We start from the raw sequence: 12,178 nt of genomic DNA on the forward strand, positions 1-12,178 counted from the left end.
AATCCCGAAGAATAATCACCGAACACTGATTACTAAAAACTGAATACTGAAATTTGTACGCAATACTAGACATAGAAACCACAGGAGGTCAATTTAACGAAGAAGGAATTACGGAAATCGCCATTTATAAATTTGATGGTCATGAAGTAATTGATCAATTCATTAGTTTAGTAAATCCTGAAATTCCAATACAACCCTTTGTAGTTAAACTCACTGGAATTAATAACGCCATGTTGCGCTCTGCTCCTAAATTTTTTGAAGTAGCCAAACGCATCATCGAAATAACAAACGATTGCGTTATTGTAGCCCACAACGCCTCTTTTGATTACCGAATTTTAAGAACAGAATTTAGACGATTGGGGTATGATTTTCAAGCCAGAACATTATGTACCGTAGAATTATCTAAAAAATTATTACCTGAACAACCTTCACACAGTTTAGGTAAGTTAGTTCGTGCACTGGGAATACCAATGGCAGACAGACACAGAGCCAGTGGAGATGCACTTGCAACCATCAAATTATTCAAAATACTCTTAGAAAAAGACATAGAAAAAGAAATTGTAAAAGATTTCATAAAACTAGAAGTAGAGAAAGGAATAGCTCCAAAATTACTAGATATCGTTTCAAAATTGCCAACAACAACAGGCGTTTATTACATTCATGATGTAAAGAGCAATTTAATCTATATTGGTAAAAGTAGAAATATAAAAAAGCGAATCAACCAGCATTTTACTGGAACTTCTGCTAAATGCAAAAAAATTCAAACACAAGTTTTTACGGTTACTTATGAAGAAACCGGAAGCGAATTGATTGCCTTATTGAAAGAAAGTCAAGAAATAAAAATAAACAAACCTATTTTAAATAGAGCACAGCGAAAAAGTATTTTTCAATATGCTTTGTACACTGAAAAGGATGAGAAAGGATACGTAAACTTAAAAATACAAAAAGCAGACGGTCGCAAAAAAGAAATTACCTCTTTTGCCTCTTTGCAAGAAGCCAAAAATGCCTTGTTTAGAATTACCTCCCATTATAATTTGTGCCAAAAACTTACTGGTCTCTATGAGACTAAAACAAGTTGTTTTCAATACAGCATAAAAGAATGTGATGGAGCTTGTATTGATAAGGTAAGTCCCGAAGTTTACAATGCCAGAGTAACTGAATTTATGAATAAAAACAGTTTTGAAAATCAAAACATGATTATCCAAGACAAAGGGAGAACTATTAGTGAAAGATCGGCAGTTTTAATAGAAAACGGAATCTATAAAGGATATGCTTTTTACGATTTAAACTATCAAATTAATAATATCGATATACTGAGAAATATTATTATTCCGATGCAAAATAACCGAGACACCAAGAATATTATTCAGGCACATATTCGAAAAAATAAAACAATTAAAACTCTAAAATTCTAAACATATATTAATCAACACCTAATTTATGGAAAGAATAAAGTCAAAATTCGACACCTTCAGGCAAAGAGTAAATATTATCATATACGGAACCAATACAGCTTACGGAAGATTGTTTGATCTGGTATTACTGGGAGTAATAGTCGTAAGTGTCATCATTGTAATGTTAGAAACCGTAAAAGGATTCGATCAAAAATACCATTTCGAACTTATTGCACTAGAATGGGTAATTACTGTTTTCTTTACAATAGAGTATATTCTCCGAATAATATCACTCAAAAAACCTGTAAAATACATCTTTAGTTTTTACGGAATAATCGATTTACTGGCTACTTTGCCTATGTATTTTTCATTATTTTTCGTAGGAACCAGTGTTTTATCTGTCTTGCGTGCCGTACGTCTTTTACGATTATTTAAAATATTAAAGCATCCACAATTCTCCAATCAATCTATTAATCTAAAAGAAGCTTTGGTTGCCAGCAAAGGAAAAATACTCATTTTTATGTATTTTATGCTCATAAGTAGCGTAATTATAGGTTCTCTAATGTATGTTGTAGAGGGAAAAGAAGGCGGATTTAGTAGTATTCCTATTAGTATTTATTGGACAATTGTAACATTAACAACCGTAGGTTATGGCGATATATCTCCTATAACACCTTTGGGACAATCAATTGCATCAATTGTTATGATTATGGGTTACGGAATAATTGCAGTTCCCACAGGAATTGTATCGGCAGAATTTGCCAATTATAATGCAAAAAAAGGAATTCCAAAAGCAACAAATCCTTGTCCCAATTGTGGTACTGAGGGACAAGAATATAACGCAAAATTTTGTTATCATTGTGGAGTAGCACTTTAATTTATTAACCAGAAGCCAATCCAGCTATACACTACAACTCCTCACTATTACAGTAATTTTTCTAAGGCATAAAAGGAGCTCACTCCAATCGCTCTTTTATACCAAGAAAAAAAACTGTACTACTTCCGGGGTTTTCGTTTCTATCTGGGCTAAAAAATATGAAATATCTAATCACTATAGTCGGACCAACAGCCATCGGAAAAACTTCCTGGAGTATTATTTTGGCCAATTACTTTAATTGCGAAATACTCTCTTGCGATAGCCGACAATTTTTCAAAGAAATGAGTATAGGAACAGCTGTACCAAGCATTTCAGAATTAGCAGCAGCCAAACATCACTTTATACAAAATAAATCAGTTTTCGAAAATTATACGGTAGGCGACTATGAAAAAGAAGCCCTTTCAAAATTAGAAGAATTATTTTTAACAAATGATTATGCCATTTTAGTGGGTGGATCCGGACTATATTTAGATGCCATTCTCAAAGGTTTTGATGAATTTCCAGAAATTGATACATCAGTAAGAACAGCAGTAAATTCAAGTTATGAAAAATTAGGAATTGGTTATTTGCAGCAAAAACTACAAGAACTAGACCCAACGTATTATGCTGTTTTAAATCTTGAAAATCCACAAACATTACAAAATCCGCAACGCATGATGCGCTTTGTCGAGGTTTGTTTGGGTTCTGGCAAACCCTATTCTTCTTTTTTAAATCAAAAAGAAAAAACTCGAAACTTCACTCCTATTTTAATAGGTCTTGAAGCAGATAGAAAAATAATATATAACCGAATCAACCAGCGGGTAGATACTATGATGAGCGAAGGACTACTAGCCGAAGCTAAAAAATTATATGCTCACAGAGATTTAAATGCACTTCAAACTGTAGGTTATAGAGAATTATTTAGTTATTTTGATCATGCTATTTCATTGGAATTTGCCATCGAAGAAATAAAGAAAAACACGAGAAGGTATTCTAAAAGGCAATTAACTTGGTTTAAAAGAAATGAAAAAACAAAATGGTTTGATTTTGAAACTCCAATTGAAAAAGTAATTTCATATATCAATTCCATTAAACAATAATTAAATAATTAAATCTTAAAAAAACTATCAATGCCAATAGCTTCAAATTTCACCTCAATATTAAGCAAAGATTGGGATATCAACTTTACACAATGTGCTCCAAACGGATATTTAAAATATACGGATTTATGTAATCTTTTACAATTAACAGCGGCAGCGCATTCTGAAACTGGAGGAATTAGTTTTACAGATATGCAAGAATTTGATCAAGCATGGGTTTTAAGCAGAATGCGTGTAGAAATCAAAAAGCTACCTAAATCTGGTGATAAAGTAACGGTTACCACATGGATTAACTCTCTTGAAAATTCACGCTCTGTTCGTGCCTTAGAAATGCACTTGAATGGTCAAAAAATAATTGGCTCTGAGACATTTTGGGCTGTTTTCAATACACAAAAACGTCGTCCAGAAGCGTTAGCATTGCCCTTTGAACACTTTGACTTATATCCAGAAAAAAAAGCTACTATTCATGGATTTTCAAAAATTAATTTGAATCATGAAAAAGAAGTTCTTTTTGAAAAAAAAGTATTCCTATCCGATTTAGATATTGTAAACCATGTAAATAATGTAAAATATTTAGAATGGTGTATGGATTTAGTAGATGAAAATTTAATTTTAAGTCAAAAAATAGAAAGTTTTGAAATGAACTTTTTAAAAGAATTATCATTAAAAGATCATGTACTTATTCATGAAAGTATATCTCAGAGCGAAACTATTTTTAGTATCACTAAAGAAGATAAGACAAGCTTTGCGCTCCAACTAAATTGGAAGTAAGATAATAGAAAATACAGTAAATAAAAAAGGCTTCAATAAATTGAAGCCTTTTTTTATTTATTCCTTTACTTTGTTTTTAACAACTAATCTAAATCCTTCTCCGTGAATGTTTAAAATCTCAACATCTTCATCAAGTTTCAAGTATTTTCTCAACTTAGCAATATAAACATCCATACTTCTTGAAGTAAAATAGTTGTCATCTCTCCATATTTTAGTCAAAGCCAACTCTCTTGGCATTAAATCATTTTCATGAAGAATAAGCATCTTTAATAATTCATTCTCTTTAGGAGACAGTTTTATTGGTTCTTCGTTGTTAAACGTCAAGAAACGCAATTTAGAATTCAAATGGAATTTACCAATATTAAATTCAAACTGTACTTGTTCTGTTTTAACATCTGATGATTTTCTCTGAATGATTGCTTTAATTTTCATCAACAATACTTCAGAATCAAATGGTTTGTTTAAATAATCATCCGCACCTGCTTTGTATCCTTTTAAAACATCCTCTTTCATAGATTTTGCAGTCAAGAAAATAATTGGCACTTCATTATTTTTTTCTCTAATTTCCTTAGCAAGTGTATATCCGTCTTTATAAGGCATCATCACATCTAGAATACACAAGTCGAAAGCATCTTTTTTGAATTTTTCAAATCCTTCCATTCCGTTCTTAGCTAAGGTAACGTCAAAATCATTTAACATTAAATAATCTTTTAAAACTGCTCCAAAGTTAAGATCGTCTTCTACAAGAAGTATTTTTTTATTTACATTTTCCATATACTAATTTATTAGTGGTAATTTTATAATGAAGGTACTTCCTTTTCCCTTTTCACTTTCTACATAAACTTGACCATTATGGTCGTCAACTATTCTTTTTACATAGGCCAAACCTAGTCCATGTCCTTTTACATTATGAATATCTCCAGTATGCTCTCTATAAAATTTTTCAAAAATTCTTTTTTGAGCTACTTTACTCATTCCTAAACCTTTGTCTTTAATTTTAACAATGATCATATCTTTGATATTTTCTGTAAAAATTTCTATCTCAGGAATATTCGGAGAATATTTTATTGCATTTTCTAATATATTTACAATCACATTAGTAAAATGCACATCATTTACTAAAATGGTATTTCTTAAGGCATTAAAGTGACAAACAATCGTTCCTTGTCGGTCTTCTAATATTAAATTTACATGCTCAATGGCATCATTTATTACATCATGCGCATTATGAGGCTCTTTAGTAATATCAAGCTCTTTCTTTTCTAATTTTGATATGCGTAACACATTTTCAACTTGTGCATGCATTCGCTTGTTCTCATCTTTTATCATTTGAAGGTATCGAAGAACCTTTTCTTTATCATCAATAATTTTTGGATTTCTAATAGCATCCAAAGCTAAGTTTATCGTGGCGATAGGAGTTTTAAACTCATGCGTCATATTATTGATAAAATCATTCTTAATTTCAGAAATCTGACGCTGACGCACTAATTGATTTAAAGCACTAGTATAAGCAATCAAAATAATCAATGTAAAAATGATAGAAAGTATAGTAATACTAACCAACTGTGATAGCAAAAATTTCTTTTTATAAGGAAAAGTTACTAAAAGCTGGTATTTACTATTTCCTTCATTATCTGAAAAAATAGGAATAGAATAAGTTGCGTCTTTATCGTATTTAAAATCACTTGATTTTACATTTGTTGCTAAATTATTGCTATAAATACTGAACTCAAATTTAGTGTTCACACCCGATTCTTCTAATTCCTTTTTAATCAATTTACTTAAAGTTTCTTTTGAAACTCTTTCTTGAATGGGCAAAGCTGATGCATAATCTTTATAATATATCTCGAAAGAAGCATTATCTAAAGCATCCAAATTCCCCATTTTTTCAATTCTAACATCAGGAATTAAACTTTGAGAAACGCCAGATTTATCGATAGATTTATTATTATAAACTTCAGTTACACGCTTGGAACTAAAGCTTCTAAATTTTTCGCTATCAAATTTCTTATCAAAGAACGTAGGTGAAATATTAAAATCTTCTGATGTTATACTATTAGAATATACTATCGTTTTATTAGTTTTTGGATTCTTTTGAACGTAATAAAATTCTGTTATTTCATTCTTTTTTGGAATATTACCCGTACTATCTTTATAATGATTTATCTTATCATAAAAATTATAGGCTTCTTGTTTCTGAATTTTATTAGCAACATCACTAATAACTTGCTTTACATGAAACTTAAATTGTTCATCATTGTTATTAAAAGAAGTATTAAACCAATACACCTGTACAAGAATTATCCCAATTAGGGATAAGCTCATTAGCAAAACAAGTAATCTAAAAAAAAGTTTATTCATCGTGACAAAATTAGTATTTTAACAATATATTAAATAATACATTAACCAAACATTAACACCTAACAGTGTTTTTGTGTAATCGCTAAAATTTTAAGAATTTCGTCTGCTTTTTGCTTTGCAACTTCTAATGAACTGTTTTCTATAACAAAATTACTTTTTGATATGCGTTGCTCATCAGTCCATTGTGCTTTAATTCTTTTTAAAATAAGTTCTCGACTGGTTTTATCTCTTTTAATAACCCGTTCAACTCTTGTTTCTAATGGTGCTGTCACAGTGATAATTATATCACATTTTTTATAACTTCCACTTTCAAATAATATAGCAGTTTCATAAATAATATAAGAAGCTTTATTATTTTCAGTAAGCCAATTCTCAAAATGTCTTTTCACCACAGGATGAACAATTGCATTTAATTGTTCTAATTTCTCTGGCTCATTAAACACAATGGCTGCCAGTTTTTCTCTATTGAGGATTCCATTTTCAAAAATAGCTTCTCCAAAAGTATTTTCAAGAGCGACAGTAATTTCCTTAGATTGCATCAATTGTCTAGCTTCATCATCAGCAATATAAATTGGAATACCAAAAGAACGCAAATAATTCGCAATAGTTGTTTTCCCGCTTCCTATTCCGCCTGTTAAGCCTATAATCTTTGTCATAACTATATTTTAAAAAATAATTCAGGAAAAGCTTCTTGTGGTTTTTGTTTTAGAATAATCACTTTAAAATAGGACTTTATAAAACCTAAACCATAACCATAAAATTGGTTCCAAACCGCTATTAAAGATAAAAATCCTATTTTGATACTCTTATTTTGGTAAGAAGAAACTAAAAATAAAAGTAAAAAGTAAATAAAATAAAGCTGTAATAAATAATCAAAATTAAAAATTAAGAGTAATGCAATAGATACAAAGAATCCGATGATAAAAAGCGAAGGAAAAAAAAAGGTCAATTTATTGTATCTTGGATACCAACTGTTAAGGATCGGTCTCGCTTTTCCAAATTTATTTACTTGTACAGAGAATTTATCCCAGTCAATTCTTCTTTTGTGATAGACGTATGCGTTTGTAAAAAGTTTGGTTTCAAAACCTAAGTTCCACAAACGAATGGATAAATCGGGATCTTCACCTGGATGGATATTTCCAAAACCTTTTGAAGCATCAAAAGCTTTTTTAGACAATCCCATATTAAAACTTCTAGGTTGAAATTTACCAATTTTCTCAGAACCTCCTCTTATTCCTCCCGTGGTAAGAAAAGAGGTCATGGCAAAATTAATTGCTTTTTGAATATCCGAAAAACTATCTAAAGCTTTGTCTGGACCACCAAAACAATCGACATAATTTTGTTCTAAAGCTTTATCAACTTCACTTAAGTACTCTTTTGGAATGATGCAATCAGAGTCAAAAATAATAAAGTAATCACCTCTCGCCTTTCTCATTCCGTAATTTCTTGAATCACCAGGGCCTGAATTATCCTTGTAATAATAGGAAATATCAAGACGATCACCATATTTCTGAGCTATATCCTTGCACAGCAAAGAGGATCCATCTTCTACAAGCACAATTTCAAAAATATCTTCATAGGTAGAATGAGTCAAACTTTCTAAGAGCTCATCAACTTCATCAGGACGATTGTAAACAGGAATAATTAAGGAAAACAACATAAATTAGATTGGGTATTATTTTAATTTTTTGGGTCTTGAAAATTTTAACAAATATAATCTTTATCCATAAAAAAACCACCAACTATAAGTTGATGGTTTTTAAATATTTTTATGCATTTCTATACGTAACCTTGTATAGAAATAAATATAAATTATCCTATACTTTCGATGTTTACCATTTCATTTGCATCGGCTTTGTAATCTACACCTTGAACATCAAATCCAAATAAATTATAAAAATCTTTTCTATAACCTTCTAAATCTCCTATTTCAGATAAATTTTCTGTTACTGCCTCAACCCATAATTTAGCTATTTTTTCCTGAACATCAGCACGCATTTCTAAATCATCAACGCGAATTCTACCTTTTTCATCCACAGGAACTGGTTTTCCGGTAAATAATCTTTCCTGATATAAACGCTGAATTTGCTCGATACATCCTTCATGTATTCCTTCCTCCTTCATTATTTTATATAACAAAGAGATGTATAATGGAATGACAGGAATTGCTGAACTTGCTTGAGTAACTAATGCTTTATTTACAGATACAAATGCTTTTCCGTCAATGTCTGCTAACTTTTCAGTGATGGCAAATGCAGTAGCTTCAAGATGATCTTTTGCGCGTCCTATAGTACCTTTTCTATAAACTGCTTCTGTCAAAGAGGGGCCAATATAAGAATAAGCAACAGTTGTAGCTCCTGGCGCTAATAAGTTTTCTGCTTTTAAAGCATCAATCCACATAGACCAATCCTCACCGCCCATAACAGCAACTGTATTCTCAATATCATCACCACTACTTGGCTGAATAGATATTTCAGAAACTTTACCAGAATGAAAATCTACAGTTTTATTAGTAAATACATCACCAATTGGTTTCAAAACAGAACGGTGTAATACTCCAGTGGTAGGATTCATACGAACTGGTGAAGCAAGACTGTAAATAATCAAATCGACTTGACCTAAATCTGCTTTAATTAAATCTAGTGTTTGTCTTTTTATTTCATTAGAAAAAGCATCTCCGTTGATGCTTTTTGCATAAAGACCTGCTTTATGAGCTTCTGTTTCAAAAGCAGCAGAATTATACCAACCTGGTGAAGCCGTTTTCCCTTCAGCAGGCTCTTTTTCAAAAAACACACCAATAGTTGCGGCGTCGCTACCAAAAGCACTTGTAATTCTAGAAGCCAGACCAAAACCAGTCGAGGCACCAATTACTAAAACTTTTTTCGCGCCATTAATAGCTCCTTTTGATTTTATATATTCTATCTGATTTTTAACATTTTGAGCGCATCCCTCTGGGTGAGATGTCGTACAAATAAAGCCTCTCATTCTAGGTTCTATAATCATATTGGGTAATTCTTTAAATTTAATATTTTGTATTTTTTTTATAAGCTTCCGCCAAATGTTCCAAAAGGAAACAAATATAAAGGAAAATATTAGTTAAGCAATGCTTTTGCATGATTTAAGGCTGACTCAGAAACAACAGTACCAGATAACATTTGTGCAATCTCTACTATTCGTTGATCTTGGTTTAATAACTTTAATTCTGATTGTGTATCCTCTCCAACTGTTGCTTTTGAAACTTTAAAGTGCGCCTCTCCTTTGGCAGCGATTTGAGGCAAGTGAGTAATTGCAAAAATTTGCATTTCACGACTCATTTCCTTCATGATTTCTCCCATTCTAATAGCAATTTCTCCAGAAACACCGGTATCAATTTCATCAAATATTAATGTTGGTAGTTTTGAATATTGAGCCAATATTGCTTTTACCGCCAACATAATTCGAGACATTTCTCCTCCTGAAGCTACTTTTTTCAGCAAACCAAAATCAGTTCCTTTATTAGCAGAAAATAAGAACTCTAGTTCGTCTTTACCATTACTAAAGTAATTCTCACTTCCTGTTATATCAATTTTAAAACGTACGTTAGGCATTCCCAAAGTTTCTAAAATAGCAATTAATTTTTGAGATAAAACCGGAATAGATTTTTCTCTATTGGAATGAATTTTATCTGCTAATCCGTCGAGCTCAACTCTTTTAGATTCAATTGATTTGTTCAACATAGTAATTTCTTCTTCCATGTTTCCTAATTCAAGAACAGCGTTTTCTAAATTAAGCTGAATATCTAGCAATTCCCCAACAGTAGAGACTTGATGTTTCTTTTGAAGGTTAAAAATTACCTGCAATTTTTGACTAATTAAATCCAATTGTTCAGGATCATTTATTAGTTTTTCTGAAAAGCGATTCATCTCTTGAGAAATATCATCAAACTCTATAGTTAAACTTGAAACTCTTTCCAGTATTGCGCTGTAATCAGTTGAAAAACTGCCTATTTTTTGTAACGAAATTTTTATTTCATTCAAATTATTTCGAACCCCAATTTGTTCTTCATTAGCAATTGCTAATGCTTTATCAAGTGATTCTTTAATAATTTCAACATTATTTAATTTCTCAAAATCTGCTTCTAATGTTTCTTGTTCGCCTGCTTTCAATTTTGCTGCAACCAATTCGTCTAACAAAAAAGTATTGTATTCCTGCTCTTTTTTAGATTCACTTTGTCTTTTTAAAATAGAATTTAATTTAGACTGATCGGATTTAAAAGTCTTTAAAAGCAATTGATACTCTATAATTGTCTCTTTGTTATTAGCAATAGCGTCAATTATTTTGAATTGAACATTTTCATCAGAAAGTTCTTGAGTTTGTTGCTGCGAATGAATATCTATCAAAAACATGCTTAATTCCTGAAGCTCTTGAAGATTCACAGGACTGTCATTAATAAAAGCTCTAGATTTACCAGAAGGAAGAATTTCGCGTCTAATTATAGTTTCCTCTTCGTAATCCAAATCATTGGCTTCAAAAAAAGGTTTCAAATTATATTTAGCTATTTCAAAATGGGCTTCAATAATACATTTTTCTTCTTTATTTTTTAAGGAAGTAAGATCAGCTCTTTTTCCTAAAACGAGACCAATTGCACCTAAAATTATTGATTTACCAGCACCCGTTTCACCAGTAATAGTAGAGAAACCTCTAGAAAAATCAATAGTTAATTTTTCTATTAAAGCATAGTTTTTTATCGAAAGTGAACTTATCATTTATAGTTGTTTATTAGAAATGGGGAACAAGGTTTAAACTAAAATTTGAAAAATAAATTAATATTTTATCAGAGACCACTTGCTCATATTCAAAGGAGAAATTTTATTTAGGTTCTCTGTTAAGTCTGAAACCGTAATACTGGGTCCGCCAGAGAATATAGAAACGATTTCATCCGATTTTGCATCAAAAAATACTCGCGTTAAAAAAGCATTAGGTCTTGAAGCATTTAACTTAGAAAGATTAATTATCGAATTCTTAATTTTCTCTTTAGCTGTTTTTAGATCTGTACTCATCAAATCTAAACCAACATGATAATCAAAGGTAGTTTGCCTGATTTGTTTGAATGTTGGTGATAAAAGGTCATTTATCAAAAAATAACGCGTTTGATTTCCGTCTGCCTGACTCCATCCTTTTGATCCACCTTGTAAAGCAACATTTGAAATATTTTGTGCTATTTCAAAATTAGTATCACCTGCTTCTAAAACAAAAGTATCCGCATCCATACCAATAATAATATAGCTATAAAAAGCTAAAACAGAAACTAAATTAGAATCAAAACTGGATGGATTAAAAATTAAATTTTCAAATTCAGTATATCTAAAATTAAAGTCTTTATCATTATAATTTAAAATTGGCGAGGAATAAGAGGAATTGTAAATAGGCCTGGAAGATTGCACCTGAATAGTTGCTGAAAATTGATCTAAGCTATTAGAGGAAATAGTAATATACATCGAGCAATTTATTTTCTCATTTTGCTTAACCGCAACACCAGTCCAATCTGTTTTATTGACAAATTCATTTATTGAAGTTTCTAAGGTTTTAAAAACTTGCTGATTCGTAACACTTAAACGTTGTGCATCAACAGTAACAGTACAGTTCAGTTGTTGTGCTTGGGCAAAACCAAGAATAAAAAGTAGTAAAAAAGTAAATATTTTATTCATTTCTAGTTT

11 protein-coding genes are annotated in these 12,178 nt (G+C 30.8%); 4 read left to right on the plus strand and 7 right to left on the minus strand.

Annotation, left to right across the window (positions count from 1 at the left end):
- Nucleotides 1-53 precede the first annotated feature (53 nt).
- From MW871_RS02950 to MW871_RS02965, 4 genes are all read left to right on the plus strand, one after another.
- Nucleotides 54-1,415: an exonuclease domain-containing protein gene (locus tag MW871_RS02950; RefSeq protein WP_248427503.1), complete on the plus strand. Its 1,362-nt coding sequence runs from the start codon at nt 54-56 to the stop codon at nt 1,413-1,415.
- Nucleotides 1,416-1,440: 25 nt separating this feature from the next.
- A complete protein-coding gene (locus tag MW871_RS02955; RefSeq protein WP_188050458.1) occupies nt 1,441-2,271 on the plus strand; it encodes an ion transporter in 831 nt (276 codons plus the stop codon).
- 158 nt (nt 2,272-2,429) lie between these two features.
- Complete coding sequence (miaA, locus tag MW871_RS02960) at nt 2,430-3,350, plus strand: tRNA (adenosine(37)-N6)-dimethylallyltransferase MiaA (RefSeq protein ID WP_248427504.1); 921 nt, start codon at nt 2,430-2,432, stop codon at nt 3,348-3,350.
- Nucleotides 3,351-3,380: 30 nt separating this feature from the next.
- Nucleotides 3,381-4,121, plus strand: a complete 741-nt coding sequence (locus MW871_RS02965; RefSeq protein WP_248427505.1) for an acyl-[acyl-carrier-protein] thioesterase — start codon at nt 3,381-3,383, stop codon at nt 4,119-4,121.
- 57 nt (nt 4,122-4,178) lie between these two features.
- Here the strand turns inward: MW871_RS02965 and MW871_RS02970 are convergent, their stop codons facing one another.
- The 7 genes from MW871_RS02970 to porD all read right to left on the minus strand — a co-directional run bounded on the left by MW871_RS02970 (nt 4,179) and on the right by porD (nt 12,169).
- Nucleotides 4,179-4,895 (minus strand): response regulator transcription factor, encoded by a 717-nt coding sequence (locus tag MW871_RS02970; RefSeq protein WP_188050455.1) that lies wholly within the window; start codon nt 4,893-4,895, stop codon nt 4,179-4,181.
- 3 nt (nt 4,896-4,898) lie between these two features.
- Nucleotides 4,899-6,482, minus strand: a complete 1,584-nt coding sequence (locus MW871_RS02975) for a sensor histidine kinase (RefSeq protein ID WP_188050454.1) — start codon at nt 6,480-6,482, stop codon at nt 4,899-4,901.
- A gap of 59 nt (nt 6,483-6,541) precedes the next feature.
- Entirely contained in the window at nt 6,542-7,138 is a 597-nt protein-coding gene (coaE, locus tag MW871_RS02980) for a dephospho-CoA kinase (RefSeq protein ID WP_248427506.1), read from the minus strand.
- Nucleotides 7,139-7,140: 2 nt separating this feature from the next.
- A complete protein-coding gene (locus MW871_RS02985; protein WP_248427507.1) occupies nt 7,141-8,142 on the minus strand; it encodes a glycosyltransferase family 2 protein in 1,002 nt (333 codons plus the stop codon).
- Between the two features lie 152 nt (nt 8,143-8,294).
- On the minus strand, nt 8,295-9,485 hold the full coding sequence (fabV, locus tag MW871_RS02990) for an enoyl-ACP reductase FabV (RefSeq protein WP_248427508.1): 1,191 nt from the start codon (nt 9,483-9,485) through the stop codon (nt 8,295-8,297).
- A gap of 89 nt (nt 9,486-9,574) precedes the next feature.
- Entirely contained in the window at nt 9,575-11,227 is a 1,653-nt protein-coding gene (gene recN / locus MW871_RS02995; protein ID WP_248427509.1) for a DNA repair protein RecN, read from the minus strand.
- A gap of 57 nt (nt 11,228-11,284) precedes the next feature.
- Nucleotides 11,285-12,169, minus strand: coding sequence for a type IX secretion system protein PorD (gene porD, locus MW871_RS03000; RefSeq protein ID WP_248427510.1), 885 nt, complete (start codon nt 12,167-12,169; stop codon nt 11,285-11,287).
- Nucleotides 12,170-12,178 lie beyond the last annotated feature (9 nt).

It is taken from the genome of Flavobacterium pygoscelis, assembly GCF_023162025.1.
GTDB classification, from domain to species: Bacteria; Bacteroidota; Bacteroidia; order Flavobacteriales; family Flavobacteriaceae; genus Flavobacterium; species Flavobacterium pygoscelis.

What these genes read in the sequence shown, in the direction of transcription:
- MW871_RS02955 (WP_188050458.1), top strand. Translation starts at nt 1,441, where the DNA reads ATGGAAAGAATAAAGTCAAAATTCGACACCTTCAGGCAAAGAGTAAAT.
- miaA (WP_248427504.1), top strand. Translation starts at nt 2,430, where the DNA reads ATGAAATATCTAATCACTATAGTCGGACCAACAGCCATCGGAAAAACT.
- MW871_RS02965 (WP_248427505.1), top strand. Translation starts at nt 3,381, where the DNA reads ATGCCAATAGCTTCAAATTTCACCTCAATATTAAGCAAAGATTGGGAT.
- MW871_RS02970 (WP_188050455.1), bottom strand. Translation starts at nt 4,895, where the DNA reads ATGGAAAATGTAAATAAAAAAATACTTCTTGTAGAAGACGATCTTAAC.
- MW871_RS02975 (WP_188050454.1), bottom strand. Translation starts at nt 6,482, where the DNA reads ATGAATAAACTTTTTTTTAGATTACTTGTTTTGCTAATGAGCTTATCC.
- coaE (WP_248427506.1), bottom strand. Translation starts at nt 7,138, where the DNA reads ATGACAAAGATTATAGGCTTAACAGGCGGAATAGGAAGCGGGAAAACA.
- MW871_RS02985 (WP_248427507.1), bottom strand. Translation starts at nt 8,142, where the DNA reads ATGTTGTTTTCCTTAATTATTCCTGTTTACAATCGTCCTGATGAAGTT.
- fabV (WP_248427508.1), bottom strand. Translation starts at nt 9,485, where the DNA reads ATGATTATAGAACCTAGAATGAGAGGCTTTATTTGTACGACATCTCAC.
- recN (WP_248427509.1), bottom strand. Translation starts at nt 11,227, where the DNA reads ATGATAAGTTCACTTTCGATAAAAAACTATGCTTTAATAGAAAAATTA.
- porD (WP_248427510.1), bottom strand. Translation starts at nt 12,169, where the DNA reads ATGAATAAAATATTTACTTTTTTACTACTTTTTATTCTTGGTTTTGCC.